The sequence below is a fragment of the Nonomuraea indica genome (assembly GCF_002850745.1).
GTDB lineage: Bacteria > Actinomycetota > Actinomycetes > Streptosporangiales > Streptosporangiaceae > Nonomuraea > Nonomuraea indica.
The window spans coordinates 13,669-35,708 of record NZ_KZ559488.1 but is presented as its reverse complement, the minus strand read 5'-3'; the positions used below and the strand labels follow the sequence as shown (position 1 = coordinate 35,708).

The window sequence follows — 22,040 nt, the reverse complement described above, 5'->3', positions numbered from 1 at the left end:
CCGTCCCCTCGGGGGAGGAAGCAGGGCGACCCGCCGCGGACGCCGGTTGGCGTGCGGCGGCGGCCGCCAGCGACCCCAGTCTCGGCGGCATCACCGCCGCCGGGCTGCCCAAGCGCACCCCCAAGGCCAACCTGGTGCCCGGCACGGCGAGCCCGTCGAGCGCCCAGCCGCAGCGGCAGGCGCAGCGGGCTCCGGCGCCGCCGGTGTCCGCCGAGCGCATGCGCAGCAGGATGGCCAGCTTCCAGCAGGGAGTGCGGCGCGGGCGTGCGGAAGTACGCGAACAGGAGGAACGAGAGTGAGCGAGCGTCCTGCCAGGGAGGGCGAGTGACAACCCTTAGCCACGAGGCGCATCGGTTCGACTGGCTGATCACCGACTTCGTGCGCAACACGCCCGGGGTCGCGCACGCGGTCGTCGTCTCCGCCGATGGCCTGTGCCTGGCGAGCTCCGAGGGCTTCCCGCCGGATCGGGCCGACCAGCTCGCCGCGGTGTCGGCCGGCCTGCTGAGCCTGACCGTGGGCGCGTCCCGCGTGTTCGAGGGCGGCGCCGTGACGCAGACCGTGGTCGAGATGCAGCGCGGCCTGCTCATCGTGATGGCGATCAGCGACGGCTCGGTCATCACCGTGCTGGCCGCGCCCGACTGTGACATGGGGCTCGTGGCCTACCAGATGACCCTGCTGGTGGACCGGGCCGGACAGGTGCTGACTCCCGCGCTGCGCGCGGAGCTGCAGGCGGCAAGGACTCGGTGATGGAATGACACTGATGGGAGTGGGTCGTGTACGGCGTTGACGGGACCGGGGACGACGAGCCCCTGTTCCGTCCGTACGCGGTGACCGGCGGCCGATCCGAGCCGCGCTACCACCTGGCGATGGAGACGCTGATCTCGTCCATGTCGATCCCGGACGACGAGATGGCCCTGCTCACCCCCGAGCAGGAGGCCATCATGCAGCTCTGCCGCACGTTCCGGTCGGTCGCCGAGATCTCGGCCTTGCTCCGCGTCCCGCTGGGCGTGGCGCGCGTGCTGGTGGCGGACATGTCCGACGAAGGACTCGTCCGCCTGCACCAGCCACGCCTCAGCCAGGGACAGCCAGACCTCAACATGCTCGAAAGGGTGCTCAGTGGACTTCGCAGGCTCTAGCGCCGGCCTCACGTCGACGAAGATCGTCGTCGCGGGCGGGTTCGGCGTCGGCAAGACGACGTTCGTGGGGGCGGTCTCGGAGATCCTTCCGCTGACCACGGAGGCCGTCATGACCGACGCGTCCGCGGGCATCGACGATCTCGGCATGACCCCCAACAAGCAGACGACGACGGTCGCCATGGACTTCGGCCGGCTGTCGCTGGACCGTGACCTGATCCTCTACCTGTTCGGCACGCCCGGGCAGCACCGGTTCTGGTTCATGTGGGACGACCTCGTCCGCGGCGCGATCGGCGCCGTGGTGCTGCTCGACACGCGGCGGCTGGCCGACAGCTTCCCGGCGATCGACTACTTCGAGGAGGCCAAGCTGCCGTTCGTCATCGGGGTGAACGGCTGGGACGGGCAGTTCCCGCACTCGGAGCAGGAGGTGCGCGAGGCGCTGGCCCTCCCGGCGCACGTGCCGATCGTGCGGACGGACGCGCGCAACCGCGAGTCGGTCAAGGCGACGCTGATCTCGCTGGTCGAGCACGTCGTCCGGCTGCGCGCCGCGCCGGTTTCATAGAGCTTGGCCACTTGTGCCCCGAGAGGGAGGTAAATCTCGGGGAATGAGCGGATTAGCGAAGATGGCCGCACTACGCTGCTTGGCCTGCCCGTCATGAGGGGAGTAGCCACATCGTGGTGATCGCACTTGCCGTGTCAGCAGCCGCCGTCGTCGGCGTGCTCGTGTGGTGGTTACGCCGTGCCCCGCGCCGCGCCGGGGAGACGGAGGGACGTCCCGAGCTGCCGGCTCGGTGGGGCTGGGACGCCCGGCTCGCGCCCGAGGCCCGGATCGCGTTCATGGAGGGCCTGCGGGCCTGCTCCGACGACACCGGTCCGGTGCGCGCGGGCAGGGAGCAGGGCGTGCTGGCCACCGACGACCCGCCGCGGCTCGTCTCCCTGCACCTGCTGGCCGACCTCTTCGCGGCCCGGGGCGAGGAAGGGCTGCACGACCCCGAGGGCACGCTCACGGAGCTGATCGCCAAGTGCGCCGCCGTCGAACAGCCGGGGGTGCTCCACCTGCGCACCGACTGGCTGGCCGGCATGGTCGACGGCATGGACCAGTCGCACTTCGCCGAGGCCGTACGGGGTGTCGTCGGCCCGGAGCGGGCGGCCGGCGTCGGCACGTGCACGGTGGACGACCGGATCGGCGCGCTGTGGCTCACCATCGCGGCGGCGCCCGCAGACGGGCCCGTACCCGAGCAGCCCGCACCCGAGCAGCCCGCACCCGAGCAGCCCGCACCCAAGCGGCCCGCGTCCGAGCCCGCCGAGCGGCCCGCGTCCGGGCGGGCCGGGGAGCCCGTCTCCGAGGAGGCGTGGGGCGAGGCGGCCAACACGTTGATGCTGGACCTGAGCCGGATCCTGGAACGTTACCGGGAGGCGCGCGGCGAGCAGCCGGGCGCGACGGCGGAGGCGCTGCTGCGAACCGTCGTGCCGCACGAGATCGCGGGCGGCGGCTCCGGGGTCACCTGGGCCTATCCGCCCAGCCCCCGCCAGCACCGGATCGCGCTCATGGCGGCCACCTCCCCGGAACCACGCTGATCCCCTGACGGCCACCTTCCCGGGCCCGCGCCGACCCCCGCGGGAGAGCCCGCAGGAGCGCGCCTGACGGCCGCCGCCCCGGGGTGGGGCCATGGTCACCCGGACTGTCCCGTGCGGCGGCGTATGAGGGCCTCGATCCCGTCCAGGAGGCGTTCCAGGCCGAACTCGAAGGTGTGCTCGGCGCTGTAGGCGCCACCCAGGGCCTCACCGGCCGCCTGGCCCACCCGGGCGGCCGTGGGGTAACGGGTGGCGTCGGAGATCCGGCTGAGGAACGGCGCGTGCGCCGCCCACCACTGCTCGTCGGACATCCCGGTCCGGCTCTCGACCTGCGACGCCTCGACCGCTCCCCGGGCCGTGCCGTGCACGAACCCGGTGACCAGGGTGATCACCTGGTCCATCTCCACGTCGGTCAGCCCGATGCCGTCGATCGCGCGCAGTTCGAGGTCGTACTTGGCGGTGACGTTGGGTCCCAGCACCGGGCGGCTGGTCGCGACCTGCAGCAGCCACGGGTGGCGCCGGCAGAGCGCCCAGTTCGCGCGCGCGATGCGGGTCAGCCGCTCGCGCCAGCCGCCGGGTACCTCCTCCGGCCCGCCCGTCTCGTCGTAGGCGGTGCCGTGGACGGTGTCGAGCATGACGTCGAGCAGCTCCGGCTTGCCCGGGACGTACGTGTAGAGCGACATCGTGCCCACGCCGAGCCGCTCGGCCACGCGGCGCATGGACAGCCCCTGCAGCCCTTCGGCGTCGGCGACCTCGATGGCGGCGCGCACGATGCGGTCGACGCTCAGGTCGGGCTTGCCCTTGCGGCTGGTGCGCTCGCTGGTGCGCCACAACAGTGCCAGGCTGCGGGCGGGGTCTCCCCTGCCGCTGTACTCGATGGTCACCCTCGCACGGTACACCGTACGGTACGGCGCCTCAGCGGGGGATCCAGTCCTTCCACACGATCTTGTTCTCGGCGACCCACCGCTCGGCGGCCTGCTCGGGAGTGAGGTCGTTGTTGACCATGTCGCTGGCGACCGCGTTCTGGTGCTCGTTGGCCCAGGTGAAGTTGCGGACCAGCTCGTAGGCCTTGCCGCCCTGCTCGGCGAACGACCGGCTGACGATCTTGTCGAGGAGGTAGGGCGGGTAGTCGCAGGCGACCTTCGCCGGCCGGGCGTCACAGCCGATGGCGTACGGCGGCAGATTGATCTTCACGAGTTCGACCTTCGCGAACAGCCACTGCGGCTCGTAGAAATACATCAGCAGCGGCTTGCGGTTGCGGGTGGCGTCCTGCGCCGCTTTGATCAACGCCGCCTCGCTGCCGGAGTAGACGACCTTGTAATTGAGGCCGAGGTTCTTCACGAGGGTCTCGTCGTTGGTCACGAACGTCGGGTCACCCGCGAGGAACTGCCCGGCCTGTCCGGACTTGTCGGTACGGAACAGCGGCGCGTACTTGTTCAGGTTTCGCCAGTTGGTGATGTCGGGATATTTCTTGACCATCCACTCGGGGACGTACCAGCCGATCACGCCTTTGTTGCCGGTGAGACCCGCCGAGAGCGCGACCTTCTTCTCCTCGATGAACTCCTGCTTCTGCTCGGCGTGGCCCCAGTTCTCGACGATGACGTCGACCTCGCCGGTCTCGAAGTCCGCCCAGGAGTCGTCCTCCTTCGCCTTCCGCGTGCGCACCTCGTAGCCGAGCTCGTGCTTCAGCAGGTGGGCCAGCACGGCGGCCTGGGCGGCGTAGCCGTCCCAGGCGTGCACGTCGATCTTGACCACCTTCGTGGCCCGGGGCGCGGACGCCGGCTCCGCACCGGAGCAGGCCGTCAGCATCAGGACCGCCGCGAGCGGTGCCAGGAGTGTCTTTCGCATGGGGGTCTCCGGGTGCCGGGCCCCGCTCCAGCGGAGCCCGGTCGAGGGGGGTTACTTCGGGATCCAGGCCTGCCACTTGGCGGGGTTGGCCTCGATCCACTTCTTCGCGGCCTGCTCACCGGTCATGCCGTTGTTGGTCATGTCGTCGGCGACCGCGTTCTGGTCCTCGTTGGTCCAGCTGAAGTTCTTCACGAGTTCGTAGGCCTTGCCGCCGGACTGCGCGAACTTCGTGCTCACGATCTTGTCGAGGTCCATCTCCGCGTAGTCGCAGGCTACCTTCTTGGGGTCGGCGTCGCAGCCCTCGGTGTACGCGGGCAGGTTGACCCGGACCAGCTCCGTCTTGCTGAAGAGCCAGTGCGGGTCCCAGAAGTAGAACAGCAGCGGCTTCTTCTGCTCCTGCGCCTGCTGCGCGGCCTTGATCAGCGCCGCTTCGCTGCCGCCGGTGACCACCTTGAGGTCCAGCTTCAGGTTCTTGATCAGCGCGTCCTCGTTGCTCACGTACGACGGGTCGCCGAACAGCAGCTGGCCCTTGCCGCCCGACTCCGAGGTCCTGAACAGGTGGGCGTACTTGTTGAGGTTCTTGTAGTCGGTGATGCCGGGGTGCTCGTCCGCCATCCACTTGGGGATGTACCAGCCGATGACGCCCTTGTTGCCCGTCGAGCCCGCCTCCTGGGCGACCTTCTTCTCCTCGATGAACTTCTTCTTCAGGTCGGGGTGACCCCAGTTCTCGATGATGACGTCCACGTCGCCGGTCTCGAAGCCCTCCCAGGCGAGCTGCTCCTTGATCTCCGGTAACTCGACGGTGTAGCCCAGCTCGTTCTTCAGCAGGTGGGCCACCACGTTGGCGCTCGCCTCGTACCCCACCCACGGGTTGATCGCGATCTTCACGGTGCCGCCGCCCGACGCGCCGGTGGCGGGTGGCGAGGCGGCGGACGTGGGCGTGTCCTCCACCTTGGCGCCGCCGCATCCCGCGGCGAGTCCGAGCACGAGCAGGCCTGCGAGCAGGCGAATCTTCATCTGAACATCCTTCGATGGGGGGAGGGGCGCCTGTCGGCACCCTGCGTGATGCGGTCGAGCATGATCCCGAGCAGGACGATCGCCACTCCCGCGGCGAAGCCCATGCCGAAGTTGGTGCGCTGGGAGAAGCCGGAGACCACGTCGTAGCCGAGCGCCCCGCCGCCGACGAGCGCGCCGAGCACGACCATGGCGAGGGTGAGCACGATGCCCTGGTTGGCGGCCAGCAGGATGGACTCGCGGGCCATCGGCAGCTGCACCTTGCGCAGCAGTTGGCCGGGCGTGGAACCGGCGGCCACGGCGGCCTCGACCACCGCGGGCGGCACCTTGCGCACGCCCTCCTCGACCAGCCGGACCACCGGCGGCGCCGCGTAGATCACGGAGGCGAAGATCGCGGTGAACTTGGTGGGCCCGAACAGCGCCAGGGCGGGCAGCAGGTAGACGAACGACGGCATGGTCTGGGCGGCGTCCAGCAGCGGCCGTTGGACGGCGGAGAACCACGCGGAGCGGGCCGCCGCCACGCCCAGCACCAGACCCACGCCCAGGACGGCCAGCACGGCGACGACCACCATCGACAGCGTCACCATGCTGTGCTCCCACAGGCCGAGCAGCGCGATGGCCAGCAGGCAGCCGAGCGCCGTGAGCGCCGGCCGCCACCCGCTCGCCCACCGGGCGAGCAGCAGGACGGCGGCGGCCACCAGCCACCACGGCGCCGAGGTGAGCAGTTCCTGCAGCGGGTTGAGCACGACCTCGCTCGTCACGTTCTTGACCGACTCGGTGACGTCGTACCAGGTGGTCTCGGCCCAGCGCACCGCGTCGTTGACCGGGCCGGCCATCGGCAGCACCCAGCCGGCGGGCCACCCGGCCACCAGCGCGGCCGGCAGCGCGTACGTCAGCGTCACGCCGGCGCCGGCGAGCACGGCGGCGCCCGCCACCCGCGTCCAGCGCGGCCCGGCCGGCTGCCCGCCGTCGCCGCGGTGCCGCCGCGCCGCGGCCATCGTGGTCCGGTCGAGCACCACCGCCATGACGACGATCGCGAGCCCGGCGGGGAGCATGATGCCGACGTTCTGCCGGGACAGCCCGCGGATGATGTCGGAGCCCAGGCCCGGCGCGGAGATGAGGTTGGCGATGACCACCATCGACAGCGCCATCATGATGGTCTGGTTGACCGCCAGCGTCATCGTCGAGCGCGCCAGCGGCAGGTGCACCTTGCGCAGCGTATGCCAGCGCGTCGCGCCGAGCGAGGTGGACGCCTCGACCGCGGCGGGGGAGACCTGGTCGATGGCCAGCGCCGTGATGCGGATGGCCGGCGGGATCGCGTAGATCATGGTCGCGACCGCGCCGGCGGGCGCGCCGATCTGGAAGAACAGCACCATCGGCGCCAGGTAGGCGAATGTGGGCATGATCTGCATGACGTCCAGCACCGGGTTGAGTGCCCGCCGCAGCCGGGGCGAGCGCCCGGCCCACACGCCCAGCGGCAGGCCGGTGGCCAGCGACAGCAGCACCGCCGTGCCGACCAGGGCGAGCGTGTCCACGCTCGACTCCCACACGCCCAGTACGCCGAACGCGGCGAAGCCGGCCACGCCCAGCAGGCCGACCCGCAGGCCGCCGGTCGCCCAACCCACGGCGCCCATGAGACCGATCAGGCCCGGCCAGCCGAGCGCGTGCAGCGCTCCGGCGAGGGTGACGTGGATCCAGCCGACCAGCAGGCGGACGTAGTTGACGACGTAGAGGAAGAGCGGGTTGGAGTTCTTGTTCGCGTCCACCCACTCGCGCAGTTCGGTGATCGCCACGAACGGCGCGGCCTCGTCGTCGTGGGGCAGCGTGGCCGTGCCGCGGAAGGCCAGGTAGGCGACGGCGAACAGCACGACGGCCCCGGCGGGGGCGGCCCATCTCGGCAGGTGGGGGCGGGAGGGGGAGGAGACGGCCGCGACGCTCATGCGCTCGCCCGCGCCCGGCCGGAGTCCTGGCCGCTGTCCCGGCCGCTGTCCTCGCTGGGCGGGCCCGGGTGGTGGGACAGGCCGGACAGGAAGGTGAGCAGGTCCACCCGGTCCACCACCCCGGCCAGCCGGTCGCCGTCGACGACCCTGATGGGGCGGGAGGACGCCGAGGCCGCGGCGATGGCGTCCTTGACCAGCGTGGAGGCGGGCAGCTCGGGGCCGTCGAGCGGCTCGCCCGGCTCGGGGTCGCGGCAGATCCAGCGCAGCGTCAGCACGTGGCTGCGCGGCACGTCGCGGACGAAGTCGGCGACGTAGTCGTCGGCGGGGGCGCCGACCAGCTCCTCCGGGGTGCCGACCTGCACGATCCGGCCGTCGCGCATGATCGCGATCCGCTCACCCAGCTTGAGCGCCTCCGACAGGTCGTGGGTGATGAACACCATGGTCTTGCCGACCTCCCGGTGCAGGCGGATCACCTCGGCCTGCATGTCACGACGGATCAGCGGGTCGAGCGCGCTGAACGGCTCGTCGAACAGCATGACCCGGGGATCGACGGCCAGCGCCCTGGCCAGGCCGACGCGCTGCTGCATGCCGCCGGACAGCTGGTCGGGATAGGAGCCGGCGTGGCCGTCGAGGCCCACGAGCGACAGGATCTCCGCGGCGCGGGCGTGCCGTGCCGCCTTGGCCATGCCCTGGATCTCCAGGCCGTAGGCGACGTTGTCGATCACCCGCCGGTGCGGCAGCAGGCCGAAGTGCTGGAACACCATGCTGACCTGGTGGCGCCGGATGTCGCGCAACCGGGCTGGGGAGGCCCGGCCGATGTCCTCACCGTCGATGCTGATCCGTCCGGCGGTCGGCTCGATCAGCCGGATGAGGCAGCGGACGAGGGTCGACTTGCCGCTGCCCGACAGGCCCATGACGACGAACACCTCGCCGGGCCGTACGGTGAAGCCGACGTCCCTGACGGCGGCGGTGCAGCCGGTCTTCTCGCGCAGCGCGGCGGGGTCGAGGAACCTGTCGTCGCCTTCCAGCACCCGTTCCGCTCCCGGGCCGAAGATCTTCCACAGCCCGTCGACCTCGATGGCCGCACTGTCGGGAGAATCCCCCACGCTCGCCTCCTCGTTGATCGGGGCTCAACATAGGGCCCGCATTACGCAAATCTCAACGCCGTGCCGGTGGCGTGGGCCTCTTACTGCGCCGGTGTTATCGGACAGCCGTATTTATCCGCCCAGAGAGGGAGGGGCATCGGCATTCAGGTCTCGCCGCCGGCAAAGCGATCAAGAAGATGGAGCTCCAACTTCGCGGGGCATGGGAGGCGTCAGTTAACGTTTGTCAGCTTTTGATCCTTGGCTGAACCCGCAGCGATGTGCTCCAATTGCCCGGACCTGTTGCTTTTTTCCCAGGAGTCCCAGGGCCTCCGCATACGCCGATATCGGGCGAGGGGTTGTTCGGTGAGTACAGAAACAGACGTGCGGCAGGCGCACGGGGGGAGCTGGCGCCTGCGCAACTGGCGCGTCCGCGCGCGGCTCGTCGCACTCATCCTCGTCCCGACCGCCGCGGCCGTCCTGCTCGGCGGCGTGCAGGTGTTCGCCTCGACCGGCGCGGCGGCCGACTACGACCGCACCAACCGGCTGGCCCGCCTGTCGGAGCAGGTCGGCGGGCTCACCCACGCGCTGTCGGCGGAACGGGCGCAGGTCGCCTGGCACATCGCCAGGGGACGCCCCGCCGACGGGGCGCGCGCCGTGACCGAGCGCACGGTCGAGGTGGACCAGGCGATCGAGCGGGTCAAGAGCGGCGCCGACGAGCTGCGGGGCGAGGTCACCGGCCGCACCGCCGACCAGCTGGAGGCCATGGTCAGCCGGTTCGGCGACCTGGGCGCCCTGCGCGATCAGGCCCTGGAGGGAGACCTGCTGCCCGCCGCGTCCGTGGACCTCTACACCACGATCCTCGGCGACCTGCTGTCCGTGCACGCCGAGCTGGTCAAGGGCAGCCAGGACGACGAGCTCTTCCGCCAGATCCGCATGCTCGACGCGCTGGCCAGGGCCAAGGAGAGCGTCGCGGTGCAGCAGGCCCTGGTCACCACCGTGCTGGTGGAGGGCGCCTTCGACGCCCAGCAGTTGCAGGGCTTCCTCGGTGAGATCTCCCGCGAGCAGGCCGAGCGCAGGCGCTTCGCCGCCGAGGCCACCGCCGGCGAGCGCCGCTTCTTCGACGAGACCGTCAACGGCCGTTCCGCCGACCGTATGCTGTTCCTGCGCGAGCTCGTGCTGATCCGGGCCACGGCCGGGCAGCCGTTGCGCGGCCTCGACCTCGCCGAGCGCGACGACGCCCGCGAGTGGTCCGAGGCGGCCGGCGTGATCGTCGACGCGATGCGCACGGTCGAGCGCCGCCAGGCCGCCGGCATCGTCGCCCGCAGCCAGGCGCTCAGCGAGGCCGAACAGCGGCGCGCCTACGTCATCGCCGCTGCCGTGCTCGCCCTCCTGGTGGCCGTCCTGCTGATCACGACCGGCGTGGCGAGGTCGCTGGTACGCCCGCTGCGCCGGCTGCGCGGCGAGGCCCTGGAGATCGCCGGCCACCGGCTGCCGGAGTTCGTCCAGCGGCTGCGCGAGGCCCGGGACGGCGCGGTGGACGTGGAGATCCAGCCGATCGGCGTCTTCTCCAAGGACGAGGTCGGTGAGGTGGCCCGCGCCTTCGACGAGGTCCACCGGGAGGCCGTGCGGCTGGCGGGCGACGAGGCGAGGCTGCGGTCGAACGTCAACGCCATGTTCGTCAACCTGTCACGGCGCAGCCAGACGCTCGTCGAACGTCAGCTCACGCTGATCGAACGGCTGGAGCGCGGCGAGCGCGACGACACCCGGCTGGGCGACCTGTTCAAGCTCGACCACCTGGCCACCCGCATGCGCCGCAACAGCGAGAACCTCCTCGTCCTCGCCGGCCAGGAGGCCGCGCGCAAGTGGAGCCAGCCGGTCGAGCTGCTCGACGTGGTCCGCGCGGCGCTCGGCGAGGTCGAGAGCTACGACCGCGTGAGCATCCAGGTCCGCTCCGAGGCGGCCATCGCCGGCCAGGCGGTGACGGACGTCGTCCACCTGCTCGCCGAGCTGGTGGAGAACGCCGTCTCGTTCTCCTCCAGCGACACCAAGGTCGTCATCTCCAGCAACCGCATCGACGGCGGCGGGCTGATGATCGCGGTGTCCGACCACGGCATCGGCATGACGCCCGAGGAACTGGCCCAGGCCAACCACCGCCTGGCGAACCCGCCCGTCGTGGACGTGTCGGTCTCCCGGCGGATGGGCCTGTTCGTGGTCGGCCGGCTGGCGCTGCGGCACAACATCCGGGTCCAGCTCCGCAGCCAGGACGTCGGCGGGCTGACCGCCATGGTCCTGTTGCCGGAGGCGCTGCTCACGGGGATGCCGGGAGCGCCGGCGGCCGCCCAGGCCCCGGCGGTGCAGGTCCCGATGCAGGGCTCCGCGCCCGGCTCGCCACTGGGGGCGCAGCGCGGCTCGCCGCAGGGGCCGGCGCACGGATCGCCGTACGGCACCGGGTACGGCTCGCCGGACCGGCCGGTGCCGGGCTCGCCGTACGCCGGCCAGCACGCGGGGCTGCCCGAGCCCGCCCACGGCGGCGCCGAGACCGCGCCGTTCGCGTCCATGGCGCTGGCGCCCACCCCGTCGATGCCCGGCTACGGGCACCCGTCGTTCGACGGCGTGGCGCCCGGCGAGGAGTCGTCGTGGTTCACGCAGGACCGCACCAACTCGGTCGAGATTCCGATGCCCGCGCCGACGCCGCAGCCGGCGCCGCCGGCCGAGGCGGGGGACGACTTCCTGCCCATCTACGCGTCCATGGACTCGAGCAGCTGGTTCACCAAACCGTCGGCCACGCCCGGCCGGCGCGAGGAGACCTGGTCGACCCCGGCCGACGTGGGATGGCAGGCGGCGGACCTGGCCGGCGAGCCGGTGCGGGGCGGCACCACCTCGTCCGGGCTGCCCAAGCGGACGCCGAAGGCCAACCTCGTGCCCGGCTCGGCGGCCCCCGCCGCGCCGGTCCCGCCGCCGCCACCGGTGTCGCCCGACCGGCTGCGCAGCAGGCTGGCCAGCTACCAGCAGGGCGTCCGCAGGGGCCGTGCCGAGCTGCAGGAGGACGAGTGAGAGGAGGCGACGTTGGCATCGTGGCATGACGGCGAGCCGGAGCCCGAGCGCAGCTCCCTGGTCCGGATGTACGCCGTCACCGGCGGGCGCACGGCGCCGCGCAACGGGCTCGCCATGGAGGCGCTGGTGTCGTCCGCGACGTCCGCCCAGCTCGGCATGGCCTACCCCCGGGAGTACCGGGCGATCAGCGAGCTGTGCCGCCAGGTGCGGTCGGTGGCGGAGGTCTCCGCGCTGCTCGCCATCCCGCTCGGGGTGGCGAGGGTGCTGGTGGCGGACATGGAGGCCGAGGGGCTGGTCCGCGTCTACCAGCCGCAGCACGAGGCGGGCCGGCCGGACACGCGCCTGCTCGAACGGGTCCTCACCGGCCTGCGCCGCCTCTGACCCGAGGAGCCCTCCGGCGGCCGGTGCGACCCGGCTGCCGGTCAGGTCCTCCGCGGGCCGGTCATCGGGCGGCGACCGGTCAGCCCGCCACGGCCGACCACCAGCGGGCGGCCACCAGTTCGGCGACCAGCGTCTCGGTCAGCAGGGCGACCTCGGGGTCGTCGTCGTGGCGGTACCGGATCGTCTCCTTGGCGCCCTCCACCTCGCCGCCGACGGCGAGCACCGTGGAGCCGCGCCGGCGTACCCACTCCATGGCCTGCGCGTCGTAGCGGGACCCGGGGAAGAGCAGCGCGCGGTAGTCGAGCGTCTTGGTGAGGTACACGTCCACGTGCGCCCAGTCACCGGTCTCGCACGCGTCCGCCGGGCGGCGCGGCCCCTCGCGCACCATCAGCGCCGACTGCTCCGCCGACGACAGGCGCTCGGCGGGTGCGATCGTGTAGACGCCGTGCGGCCCGTCCAGCAGCTCCAGCGCCCGGGGCAGCCAGGTGTCGCGGCGGTCGAGCAGGTCGGCGCTGGCCTCGGCGGCGCGCCGCACGAGGGCGGGCACGTCACGGCGCGTCCCGGTGAGGCGGGACTCCAGGGCGAGCAGGAGCGCCAGCGTGTGCTGGAACGTCCGGCAGGACACCCCGCCCCGCTCCTCGCCCGCGTGCAGCGGGACCACCAGGCGGGCGCCCTCGGTGACGGCGGAGCCGGGCGCGTTCGTGACCGCGACGGTGAACGCCGGGGTGCCGGCGTAGCGGGCCGCCGCGTCGAGGGTCTCCCGGCTGCCGCCCGTCGCCGAGATCGTCACGACCAGGGTGCCGGGCGTGGCCGGGCAGGTGGCGGCGGCCGAGGCGTAGTCGGCGTAGGCGTCGACCCCGGCGGCCCGCAGCCGCAGGGCGGCGACCCCGGCGGCGTACCGGGAGCTGCCCATGCCGAGGAACAGCACCCGGTCCACCCGCGGCGGGAGTCCGGCGAACGGGTCGGCCTCCTCCAGGGCCGCCGCCAGGGTGGCGAGGGCGGCGGGCTTGGCCTCCAGGTCGGCCAGGTACAGCTCGGGGTTCACAGGTTCTCCTCGGGATACCAGGTACGCAGCACGCCCATCGGGGCATAGCGCCAGCGGGGCAGGTGCCGGGCGGCGTAGATGAGCTCCCGGCACTCCTGCTCGATCTCGAACGGGCGGAGCAGCGACTCGTCGAGCAGGCCGGGCCTGCCGCGCTCGGCGAGGCGGCCCCGGTAGGCGGCCAGCATGGCGTCGCGGGCCTGCCGCGCCCAGCCGGTCGCCGCGGCGGGCCGCACGCCGCGCCGCCTGACGGCGACCTGCGCCACGTGCTCCAGGCTCGTGGCGAGCTGGGCGACGTCGCGGGCCGCGGGCTGGTACGGCTCCGCGCCGGTGACGGTCGGGTTGCCGTCGAAGTCGATCACGGCGTAGCCGTCACGCCAGCGCAGGATCTGGCCCACGTGCAGGTCACCGTGGATGCGGATGAGCGGGCCGGCGATGGGCGCGGCCAGCGGCTCCAGCTCGCGCCCGAGCGTGGCGGCCCGGCCCGCCAGCCACGCGCCGTCGTCGCCGCCGGTGAGGTCGAGCGCCTCGCGCAGCGCCTGCCCGGCCCGCTCGGCCGCCCGGTAGCCGCCGGCGGGGGAGGCGTCGCCCGGCGCGCCGGGGAAGGTGGACAGGGCCACGTGCAGGTCGGCGGCCAGGTGGCCGAGGTCCGCCGCGAAGGCGGTGCGGCCCGCCTCGGCCTCGTCCACGCACCACTCCCAGCCGTCCCTGGCCTGCGGCAGGTAGCCCGTCACCAGGGCCAGCAGCGTCTCGCCGGAGGCGTCCACCCGCGTCAGGGCCGCGTACGGCGGTGCCGTCTGCTCGAATCCCACCTCGACGAGGTGGGCGAACACCTCGGGGGCGGGATGGGGCATCGGCACCGGGGGTGTCAGCCACTTGACGACGACCTGATCACCCACCACGACCGAATAGTTTGTCTGGTCCACGTGCTTACCGAATTCGCGTTCCGCGGGCCCCCCGGGGTGGCGATCGCCCTCGCCGTACGAGAAGGTGGGCAGCGCACGGAACCGCCGGACGGCGAACGGGGCCGGCACCTCGCCGCCGAGCGCGGCGAGAAGCGCGGCGGACGCGCCATGATCCCGCTCGGTGAGAGGCTTCTCACCCAGCGAGACGAGCCGGTCCCATATTGAATCTCGATTCAACAACATGACCATACTTCCAGGTGACAATGTCCGGAAAAGTCTTGCCGATGTTGATATCTGCTGCAACACTCCTGCTTTGGTCTACAGTGCCTGATTGGTCGCGAGACCCCTCGTCCCTCGGAACTAAGAAGGAGTAGCGGCCGTGTTCCGTTCCCGGTTCACCCGTCGTCTTCCGGCCGTCGCCACGGTGGCCGGCCTCGCACTCGCCGTCGCGGCGTGCGGTGGTGGATCGTCCGACAGCGCGGAGACGGCTCCGCGAGCAACGGCCGAACAGCTCGACCCCAACGCCGACCTGACGAAGCAGTCGATCAACATCACGGTGTGGGACGGCTACACGCCCAAGGAGCTTCCGGAGAAGGTCAAGGAGAAGCTCAAGGTCAGCAAGATGAACGTCACGCTGCACGCCACCAACGAGGAGGCGATGACCAAGCTCACCGTCGGCGGCGACAGCGGCATCGACGTGGCGTTCGTGTCCGGCCAGTACGCCCAGGCGCTCAACGAGCAGGGCCTGCTGGAGCCCATCCACGCCGAGCTGATCCCCAACCTGGCCAACCTCTACCCCGAGGCGACCCAGCTCTCCTACGACAAGGGCAACAAGTACTCCGTCCCCTACACCTGGGGCACGACCGGCATCTGCTACCGCACGGACCTGGTCAAGGCCAAGCCGACGAGCTGGAACGACCTCCTCAAGCCGCCGGCCTGGGCCGAGAAGAAGGTCACCATGATGACCACCGAGCGCTGGCTGGCCCTGCCCGCGCTCAAGGCCCTCGGCTACTCGGTCAACACCGACAAGGACGAGGAGATCGCCAAGGTCAAGGAGCTGCTCGTCCAGCAGAAGCCGAAGCTGCTCCAGTACGACGACACCACGTTCGGCGACAAGCTCAAGAGCGGCGAGGCCATCATGGTGGAGGCGTGGGACGGCTGGTGCCCGACCACCGACGAGAAGAAGAACATCGAGTTCGTCGTGCCGAAGGAGGGCAGCGACCTCTGGGTGGACACCATGGTGATCATGAAGTCCTCCAAGAACAAGGAGGCCGCGCACGCCTTCATCAACTACGTCCTCGACCCCGAGATCCACAGCTGGGCCGCCGAGAACATCAACTACAAGGTGCCCAACAAGGCGGCCATGGAGAAGGTCCAGGTCCCCGAGGGCTCCCTGCTCGGCATCAAGCCGGCCGAACTGCTCAACGGCGAGTCGATCATCGACCTGGGCCAGGCGTCGACCAAGTACACGCGCATGTCCGCCGAGGTCACGGCACGTTGAGATCGGCACGACACGAGCTGTGAAGGCACAATCCACTGCCCGGCCGGTGACCACCTCGCGAGGACGGCACCGGCTGGGCGCGCTCGTTTTCCTCGCCCCCGGCCTGACGTACATCGTCGTGCTGGTGCTGGTTCCGCTGGCCCTGGTGCTCAGCTTCACGTTCTTCCAGCGTGGGCGCTTCGGCGGCGTGATCTACGAGTTCACCACCGAGAACTTCGCCCGCGCGATCGACCCCCTCTACCTGGGGGTCGTCGGCACCTCCCTGAAGATCGCCGCGCTGACCACCCTCATCGCGCTGGCGCTCGGCTACCCGACGGCCTACCTGATCGCCCGGCTGCCGCGGAGGTGGAAGACGATCGCGCTGATCGCGATCGTGCTGCCGTTCTGGACGAACTTCATCATCCGGATGTACGCCTGGATCATCCTGCTCAACGGGCCGGGCCTGGTGAACTCCGGGTTCGAGCTGTTCGGTCTCGGCCCGTACGAGCTGCTCTACAACCAGGGCGCCATCGTCGCCGGGCTGCTCTACTCCTACCTGCCGCTGATGGTGCTGCCGCTGTACGCGGCGATCGAGAAGCTCGACCCGCAGCTGCGCGAGGCGTCGGCCAACCTGGGCGCCTCCGGGTTCACCACGTTCCGCCGGGTGACGCTGCCGCTCACGCTGCCGGGCGTGCTGACGGGGTCGATGTTCGTGTTCGTGCCGAGCTTCGCCAACTTCGTGATCCCCGAGATGCTGGGCGGCGGCAAGACGCTCATGGTGGGCAACCTGATCCGCAACGAGTTCCTCAAGGCCCGCGACTGGCCGTTCGGCTCGACGCTGGCCACGGCGCTCGTCGCGGTGCTCGTGCTGCTCCTCCTCGCGCAGGCCTGGGCGGCCCGCCGTGCGTAGACCGCGACTGCTGTACATCCCGTTCTGGGCGACGCTCGTCTTCCTGTACGCGCCGATCGCCGTGCTCGTGGTGATGTCGTTCAACTCGGGGGACTCGGCCTACACCTTCGAGGGGTTCAGCCTCAAGTGGTACGGCGTGCTGGCCGAGAACGAGCGCGTCCTGGACGGCCTGGTCAACACGCTGATCGTGGCCGCCGGCTCGACCGTGCTCGCCACCGTCCTCGGCACGCTGCTGGCGGTGGGCCTGGCCAGGCACACCCGCTCCCGGTCGCTCGACGCGGTGGCGCTGATGCCGGCCGTGCTGCCCGACCTGGTGCTGGCCATCGGCCTGCTGATGTTCTACGGCCTGGTCCAGTTCACCCTCGGCGTCACCTCGGTGATCCTCGCGCACGCCGTGTTCTCCATGGCGTTCGTCGCCGCCGTGGTCCGCACCCGGCTCACCGGCGCCGACCCGTCGCTGGAGGAGGCCTCCCGCGACCTCGGGGCGGGCCCGGTGACCACGTTCGTGCGGGTCACGCTCCCGCAGCTCACCCCCGGCATCGTGGCGGGGGCGCTGCTGGCGTTCACGCTCTCCCTCGACGAGTTCGTGATCGCCTTCTTCACGATCGGCAACCTGGAGCAGACCCTGCCGATCGTCATCTACTCGATGGTCCGGTTCGGGGTGGAGCCCCAGATCAACGCGCTGGGCACGCTCCTGCTCCTGGTGAGCTTCACCGCGGTGATCATCGGACAGCGCATGACCAGGATCGGTGAAGCACGTGCTCAAGATTGACGGGGTCACCCGCAGGTTCGGCGACGTCACAGCGCTCGACGGCGTCTCGCTGGAGATCGGGCAGGGCGAGTTCTTCGCCCTGCTCGGCCCGTCGGGCTGCGGCAAGACGACGCTGCTGCGGATCATCGCCGGCTTCGAGACGCCCGACAGCGGCACGGTCACGCTCGACGGCGACGACCTGCTCGCCGCGCCGCCGAACCGGCGGCCGATCAGCCTCATGTTCCAGTCGTACGCGCTGTTCCCGCACATGACCGTGGCCCGGAACGTCGCCTACGGGCTGGAGCAGGAGAAACTGCCCCGCCAGGGGATCAGGAAGCGGGTCGGCGAGGTGCTGGAGACGGTCGGGCTCGCCGAGCACGGCGACCGCAGGCCCGCCCAGCTGTCCGGCGGCCAGCGCCAGCGCGTCGCGCTCGCCCGGTCCATCGTCAAGCGGCCCCGCCTGCTGCTGCTCGACGAGCCGCTGTCGGCGCTGGACAAGAAGGTCCGCGCCGACATGCAGCTGGAGCTCAAGCGGCTGCAGCACGAGGTCGGGATCACCTTCGTGGTCGTCACGCACGACCAGGAGGAGGCCATGTCGCTCGCCGACCGCATCGCGGTCTTCCACAACGGGCGCGTCTGCCAAGTGGACGAGCCGGTCGCGCTCTACGAGCGGCCGCGTACGCCGTTCGTCGCCGGTTTCGTCGGCGCGAGCAACCTCTTCGAGGGGACGGCCGGGGAGGGCGGGGGGTTGAGCACCGGCGGCTTCGGCGTGCTGCCCGGCACGCCGCTGCCCGACGTGGCGCCCGGCGTCGAGGCTCTGCTCTGCGTCCGCCCCGAGAACATCGCCCTCACCGACGCCGACGCCGATGTCCCCGCCGCCGATGCGGCTGAGGTCGCCGACGCTGCCGATGCGGCCGACGCCGCCGACGCCGCAGACGTGGTCGACGTGGCCGCCGATGCCGATGCCGCCGCTGACGCCGCTGACGCCGGCGATGCCGACGTGGCTGACGTGGCTGGCACGGCAGGGCGTGCTGGTGACAGCGTCGGCGCGTCCGAGGCCGGGGCCGGAGCGGGGGGCGCGGGCGAGGGCGGCGGGGACGGGTTGCTCCGGGGCAGCGTGCTGGACGTCAGCTTCTACGGCGGCGTCTCGCACCTGTCGATCGACGTGCCCGGCCACCCCAAGCCGGTCCTGGTGGCGGTGCAGGGCGCCGGCGCCGTCCGGCCCGGTGTGAAGGTGCGGCTGGACTGGGACGCCAGCGACGCCGTGGTGATCCCCCGGGACACCCGGTGAGCAGACGCCCCCCGGGTTCAGTGGACGAGGTCGTTGCCCGTCGCCGTGCGCGCGTAGGACAGGATCAGCTCGGCGGCCTCCGCCGGCCCGATCAGCGGGTGCCTGGCGGTGATGCGGTAGCCGTACGCGTCCTCCAGGGCCACCAGGTTGCGCGCCAGCGTCAGGGAGTCGCCGCTGAGCCGGAAGACCCCGAGGGCCGCCCCGGTGTCGAGGATCGACTGGTACATCGACACCTGCCGGTCGTACAGCGAGGTGAGCAGCACGCCGTAGACGCGGTTGCGGCCGGCGGCCCCGCCCAGCTCGTTGAGCAGCCGGACGTCCGGGTCGAGCGGCCCGGTCGGCAGGCCCGACCTGATCGTCATGACGAGCTTGGCGACCGGGTCGGTGACGGTGGCGAGCTGGCGCAGCCGCTGCTCGTAGAAGCGCTCCATCCCGGCGTGCTGCGCCTCGACCAGCAGCTCGCTCAGGTCGGGGTAGTGGTAGAGCACGGCGCCCGACGTGAGCCCCGCCTCCTCCGCCACGTGCGACAGCTGGACGCCGTCCACGCCGTGGCGGATGATGGCCCGCCGTGCCGCCTCGATCAGGTCGATGCGGCGGTCAGTGCGGCTCTTACGCTGAGCCATTCTCCCCCTTTGTTACTGCTGCGTTCAGAAGAACGTGACCATAGTGCCCCGAAGTAGCGCTTTACGCTAGATGAGTTATTTGAATGTATCTTCAACTACCCCTCTCTCTCATCCGGAGTGCGTGATGTCCCTCACCATCCTGTTCATGCCTGAGAGCGCCTACGGCCCCACCAACAACAGCATCGGCATCGGCGACATCCTCCGCCGCCGCGGTCACCGGGTGGTCTTCGCCGCCGAGGCCTCGTGGAAGGGCAAGCTGGAGGCCCTCGGCTTCGAGGAGGACCTCGTCGACCTGGCGCCCCCGGCCGAGGAGGAGCAGGACGCGGGCCAGTTCTGGAAGGACTTCATCAGGGAGACCGCGCCCGAGTACCGCAAGAGCACGCTGGAGCAGCTCGAGACGGTCACCAAGCCGATCTGGGAGTCGCTGATCGACGGCGTGAAGTACTGCGAGCCCCAGCTCAAGGCGATCATCGAGCGGGTCCGGCCGGACGTCATCGTCGAGGACAACGTCATCACCTTCCCGGCGCTGCTGACGACGGGCAAGAAGTTCGTCCGGATCGTCTCCTGCAACCCGCTCGAGGTCCGCGGCGCGGACATCCCGCCGGTCTTCTCCGGCCTGCCCGCCGCCGACCGGTCGGAGTGGGACGCCTTCCGCGCCGAGTACGACCGGACCCACCGAGAGATCTGGACCGCCTTCAACGCGTGGTGCGTCGAGCAGGGCACGCGGCCGCTGCCGGACCTCGACTTCATCCACGAGGGCGACCTCAACCTCTACGTCTACCCGGAGATCCTCGACTACACGGCCGAGCGGCCGCTCGGGCCCACCTGGCACCGGCTCGACTCCTCCGTGCGGGAGACCGACGAGGAGTTCGAGCTGCCGTTCGCCGACCGCGGCGACGGCGCGCTGGTCTACTTCTCGCTCGGCTCGCTCGGCTCCTCCGACGTGGAGCTGATGCAGCGGGTGATCGACGTGCTGGCCACCACCCCGCACCGGTTCATCGTCTCCAAGGGCCCGCTGCACGAGGAGATCAAGCTGGCCGACAACATGTGGGGCGCCGAGTTCCTGCCGCAGACCAAGATCATCCCGCTCTGCGACCTGGTGATCACCCACGGCGGCAACAACACCACCACCGAGGCGCTGCACTTCGGCAAGCCGATGATCCTGCTGCCGCTGTTCTGGGACCAGTACGACAACGCCCAGCGGGTGCACGAGCTCGGCTACGGCGTGCGCCTGGCGACCTACGCCTTCACCGACGAGGAGCTGACGGGCGCCCTCGACCGCCTGCTGGGCGACGAGGAGCTGCGCGCCCGGCTGGCCGCCGCGGGCGAGGAGATCCGCGGCCGCGACGGCCTGCGCACGGCGGCCGACCTCATCGAGCGGCTCGGCCAGGAGTAGACATGCGCGAACTGATCAACCCGGCCACCGGCGCCCTGCACGACATGGTCCCGGACACCCCCGTCGAGGGCGTGGCCCGGGCCGTGCGCCAGGCACGCGCCGCCTTCGCGGAGTGGTCGCAGGCCACGCCCGCCGAGCGGGCGCGGCTGCTGCTCCGGCTGGCCGACCTCGTCGAGGCCGACGCCGAGGAGCTGACCCGCCTGGAGGTCGAGGACACCGGCAAGCCGGCCACGGTCGTCAGGGACGGCGAGCTGCCGTTCGCGGTGGACAACCTGCGCTTCTTCGCCGGAGCCGCCCGCTCGCTGGAGGGCACCGGGGCCGGGGTGTTCAGCCGCGGTTACACGTCGGTCCTGGTGCGCCGCCCCGTCGGCGTGGTCGCCTCGATCGCCCCGTGGAACTTCCCGCTCGTGATGGCCGTCTGGAAGCTCGGCCCGGCCGTCGCGGCGGGCAACGCGGTCGTCATCAAGCCGGCGCCGCAGACGCCGCGCAGCACGCTGCGCCTGGTCGAGCTGTTCGCCAAGGCGGGCGCGCCGCGCGGCCTCGTGCAGGCCGTCACCGGTGACGCCGAGGTGGGCGAGGCCCTGGTCACCGACCCGGACGTGGACATGGTCAGCGTCACCGGCTCGACCGAGACCGGCCGGGCCGTCATGGCGGGGGCCGCCACGACGCTCAAGCGGGTCCACCTGGAGCTCGGCGGCAAGGCGCCGGCGCTGGTCTTCGACGACGCCGACCTGACCGCCATGGCCGCCGGGGTCGCCATGGGCGCCACGTACAACACCGGCCAGGACTGCACGGCGGCCACGCGCGTCTACGTGTCCCGCCCGGCGTACGAGGACGCGGTGGAGGCGCTTCGGGCAAATCTTGCCGAAATTAGTGTCGGTGACCCCTGGGATCCGGCCACGGACATCGGCCCGCTGATCTCGGCGGCGCACCGTGACCGGGTGCACGGCTTCGTCCGCGGCTCCGGCGGACGGATCCTGCACGGGGGAGCCCTGGCCGAGGGGCCAGGCTTCTACTATCCGCCCACTCTCGTGACTGATGTGGATCAGAAGAGCGATATCGTCCAAGGGGAACTTTTCGGTCCCGTCCTCGTGGTCCTCCCCTTCGACGGTGAGGACGAGGCCGTCAAGCTCGCCAACGACACCCGTTACGGCCTGGCGTCGTCGGTGTGGTCGCGTGACGTGGCCAGGGCGATGCGGGTGTCGCACCGCTTGGACGTGGGTGTCACCTGGGTCAACGACCACCTGCCCATCGCCAGCGAGGCCCCGCACGGCGGGGTCAAGGGGAGCGGGTTCGGCAAGGACATGAGCCAGGAGGCGGTGCAGGAGTATTCGGTGACCCGTCACCTGATGATCAAGCATGCGGTGTCCGAGGAGCGAGACGGCTTCCGGCCCGCCTGAAGACAGGCACGGCGATATGCGACCTTGATGGCACGTTTGGTCGCATTTGGTGGGATATGCACGGTTGGCCGATGTGGTACGGGTTGTGTTCCAATTACCCAGCCCGCACAAATCCCATGCGCCCCAAGCGTGTCAGATTTTCGAGCACGTACCGGCGAGAGGTTGCGAGAGTCAGTGAGGACGGATAACCCCAAGCACATCAGACCTGGGGA

At 71.1% G+C, this 22,040-nt stretch carries 20 protein-coding genes and 1 pseudogene; 13 read left to right on the top strand and 8 right to left on the bottom strand.

Annotated features, from left to right (window positions below; all coding sequences use genetic code 11):
* From CXR44_RS40350 to CXR44_RS34640, 5 genes and pseudogenes are all read left to right on the top strand, one after another.
* Nucleotides 1-299: pseudogene (locus tag CXR44_RS40350) on the top strand (hypothetical protein); the annotation flags it as partial.
* A gap of 25 nt (nucleotides 300-324) precedes the next feature.
* A complete protein-coding gene (locus CXR44_RS40345; protein ID WP_113700549.1) occupies nucleotides 325-747 on the top strand; it encodes a roadblock/LC7 domain-containing protein in 423 nt (140 codons plus the stop codon).
* Nucleotides 748-773: 26 nt separating this feature from the next.
* Entirely contained in the window at nucleotides 774-1,136 is a 363-nt protein-coding gene (locus CXR44_RS34650) for a DUF742 domain-containing protein (RefSeq protein ID WP_101790383.1), read from the top strand.
* Complete coding sequence (locus CXR44_RS34645) at nucleotides 1,117-1,695, top strand: GTP-binding protein (protein WP_101790382.1); 579 nt, start codon at nucleotides 1,117-1,119, stop codon at nucleotides 1,693-1,695. The genes CXR44_RS34650 and CXR44_RS34645 overlap by 20 nt, the downstream gene beginning before the upstream one ends.
* A 113-nt stretch (nucleotides 1,696-1,808) precedes the next feature.
* Complete coding sequence (locus tag CXR44_RS34640) at nucleotides 1,809-2,711, top strand: hypothetical protein (protein ID WP_180903848.1); 903 nt, start codon at nucleotides 1,809-1,811, stop codon at nucleotides 2,709-2,711.
* Between the two features lie 95 nt (nucleotides 2,712-2,806).
* Here CXR44_RS34640 and CXR44_RS34635 read toward each other — a convergent pair whose 3' ends face one another.
* The 5 genes from CXR44_RS34635 to CXR44_RS34615 are packed head-to-tail and all read right to left on the bottom strand — an operon-like array spanning nucleotide 2,807 to nucleotide 8,616.
* Complete coding sequence (locus tag CXR44_RS34635; protein WP_101790380.1) at nucleotides 2,807-3,592, bottom strand: TetR/AcrR family transcriptional regulator; 786 nt, start codon at nucleotides 3,590-3,592, stop codon at nucleotides 2,807-2,809.
* 31 nt (nucleotides 3,593-3,623) lie between these two features.
* Nucleotides 3,624-4,556 carry an ABC transporter substrate-binding protein gene (locus tag CXR44_RS34630; protein ID WP_101790379.1) on the bottom strand — a complete coding sequence of 311 codons (933 nt, stop codon included), beginning with the start codon at nucleotides 4,554-4,556 and terminating at the stop codon, nucleotides 3,624-3,626.
* 51 nt (nucleotides 4,557-4,607) lie between these two features.
* Nucleotides 4,608-5,573 (bottom strand): ABC transporter substrate-binding protein, encoded by a 966-nt coding sequence (locus CXR44_RS34625; RefSeq protein WP_101790378.1) that lies wholly within the window; start codon nucleotides 5,571-5,573, stop codon nucleotides 4,608-4,610.
* Entirely contained in the window at nucleotides 5,570-7,510 is a 1,941-nt protein-coding gene (locus tag CXR44_RS34620; protein WP_101790377.1) for an ABC transporter permease, read from the bottom strand. Before CXR44_RS34620 ends, CXR44_RS34625 begins: the two co-directional genes overlap by 4 nt.
* A complete protein-coding gene (locus CXR44_RS34615; RefSeq protein WP_245899784.1) occupies nucleotides 7,507-8,616 on the bottom strand; it encodes a quaternary amine ABC transporter ATP-binding protein in 1,110 nt (369 codons plus the stop codon). The genes CXR44_RS34620 and CXR44_RS34615 overlap by 4 nt, the downstream gene beginning before the upstream one ends.
* Before the next feature lie 342 nt (nucleotides 8,617-8,958).
* Between CXR44_RS34615 and CXR44_RS34610 the strand changes: the two genes are divergently transcribed.
* Both CXR44_RS34610 and CXR44_RS34605 read left to right on the top strand, forming a co-directional pair.
* The gene (locus tag CXR44_RS34610; RefSeq protein WP_101790375.1) at nucleotides 8,959-11,649 is read left to right on the top strand and encodes a sensor histidine kinase; all 2,691 of its coding nucleotides are present in this window, start codon (nucleotides 8,959-8,961) and stop codon (nucleotides 11,647-11,649) included.
* 12 nt (nucleotides 11,650-11,661) lie between these two features.
* Nucleotides 11,662-12,030 (top strand): DUF742 domain-containing protein, encoded by a 369-nt coding sequence (locus tag CXR44_RS34605; protein WP_101790374.1) that lies wholly within the window; start codon nucleotides 11,662-11,664, stop codon nucleotides 12,028-12,030.
* Between the two features lie 79 nt (nucleotides 12,031-12,109).
* On the opposite strand, the gene CXR44_RS34600 is transcribed toward CXR44_RS34605, so the two are convergent.
* Nucleotides 12,110-13,075: an SIS domain-containing protein gene (locus tag CXR44_RS34600; RefSeq protein ID WP_101790373.1), complete on the bottom strand. Its 966-nt coding sequence runs from the start codon at nucleotides 13,073-13,075 to the stop codon at nucleotides 12,110-12,112.
* Complete coding sequence (locus CXR44_RS34595; protein WP_144070195.1) at nucleotides 13,072-14,226, bottom strand: aminoglycoside phosphotransferase; 1,155 nt, start codon at nucleotides 14,224-14,226, stop codon at nucleotides 13,072-13,074. Before CXR44_RS34595 ends, CXR44_RS34600 begins: the two co-directional genes overlap by 4 nt.
* A gap of 130 nt (nucleotides 14,227-14,356) precedes the next feature.
* Here CXR44_RS34595 and CXR44_RS34590 point away from each other — a divergent pair, with 130 nt between their 5' ends.
* Genes CXR44_RS34590 through CXR44_RS34575 form a run of 4 tightly spaced genes read left to right on the top strand, consistent with a single transcriptional unit; the run spans nucleotide 14,357 to nucleotide 18,409 of the window.
* The gene (locus CXR44_RS34590; RefSeq protein WP_101790371.1) at nucleotides 14,357-15,478 is read left to right on the top strand and encodes a polyamine ABC transporter substrate-binding protein; all 1,122 of its coding nucleotides are present in this window, start codon (nucleotides 14,357-14,359) and stop codon (nucleotides 15,476-15,478) included.
* A gap of 46 nt (nucleotides 15,479-15,524) precedes the next feature.
* Nucleotides 15,525-16,367, top strand: coding sequence for an ABC transporter permease (locus CXR44_RS34585; protein ID WP_101790370.1), 843 nt, complete (start codon nucleotides 15,525-15,527; stop codon nucleotides 16,365-16,367).
* Nucleotides 16,360-17,139 (top strand): ABC transporter permease, encoded by a 780-nt coding sequence (locus CXR44_RS34580; RefSeq protein WP_101790369.1) that lies wholly within the window; start codon nucleotides 16,360-16,362, stop codon nucleotides 17,137-17,139. Before CXR44_RS34585 ends, CXR44_RS34580 begins: the two co-directional genes overlap by 8 nt.
* Nucleotides 17,126-18,409 (top strand): ABC transporter ATP-binding protein, encoded by a 1,284-nt coding sequence (locus CXR44_RS34575; RefSeq protein ID WP_245899782.1) that lies wholly within the window; start codon nucleotides 17,126-17,128, stop codon nucleotides 18,407-18,409. The genes CXR44_RS34580 and CXR44_RS34575 overlap by 14 nt, the downstream gene beginning before the upstream one ends.
* 17 nt (nucleotides 18,410-18,426) lie before the next feature.
* Here CXR44_RS34575 and CXR44_RS34570 read toward each other — a convergent pair whose 3' ends face one another.
* Nucleotides 18,427-19,032, bottom strand: coding sequence for a TetR/AcrR family transcriptional regulator (locus CXR44_RS34570; RefSeq protein WP_101790368.1), 606 nt, complete (start codon nucleotides 19,030-19,032; stop codon nucleotides 18,427-18,429).
* A gap of 145 nt (nucleotides 19,033-19,177) precedes the next feature.
* Between CXR44_RS34570 and CXR44_RS34565 the strand changes: the two genes are divergently transcribed.
* Together CXR44_RS34565 and CXR44_RS34560 are read left to right on the top strand one after the other, a co-directional pair.
* Nucleotides 19,178-20,428, top strand: a complete 1,251-nt coding sequence (locus CXR44_RS34565; RefSeq protein WP_245899780.1) for a glycosyltransferase — start codon at nucleotides 19,178-19,180, stop codon at nucleotides 20,426-20,428.
* Nucleotides 20,429-20,430: 2 nt separating this feature from the next.
* Nucleotides 20,431-21,828, top strand: a complete 1,398-nt coding sequence (locus CXR44_RS34560; protein WP_101790366.1) for an aminobutyraldehyde dehydrogenase — start codon at nucleotides 20,431-20,433, stop codon at nucleotides 21,826-21,828.
* Nucleotides 21,829-22,040: the final 212 nt, after the last annotated feature.

Coding starts and splice junctions, on each gene's coding strand:
- CXR44_RS34620 (WP_101790377.1), bottom strand. CDS start 7,510: ATGAGCGTCGCGGCCGTCTCCTCCCCCTCCCGCCCCCACCTGCCGAGA.
- CXR44_RS34630 (WP_101790379.1), bottom strand. CDS start 4,556: ATGCGAAAGACACTCCTGGCACCGCTCGCGGCGGTCCTGATGCTGACG.
- CXR44_RS34565 (WP_245899780.1), top strand. CDS start 19,178: ATGCCTGAGAGCGCCTACGGCCCCACCAACAACAGCATCGGCATCGGC.
- CXR44_RS34570 (WP_101790368.1), bottom strand. CDS start 19,032: ATGGCTCAGCGTAAGAGCCGCACTGACCGCCGCATCGACCTGATCGAG.
- CXR44_RS34595 (WP_144070195.1), bottom strand. CDS start 14,226: ATGGTCATGTTGTTGAATCGAGATTCAATATGGGACCGGCTCGTCTCG.
- CXR44_RS34625 (WP_101790378.1), bottom strand. CDS start 5,573: ATGAAGATTCGCCTGCTCGCAGGCCTGCTCGTGCTCGGACTCGCCGCG.
- CXR44_RS34560 (WP_101790366.1), top strand. CDS start 20,431: ATGCGCGAACTGATCAACCCGGCCACCGGCGCCCTGCACGACATGGTC.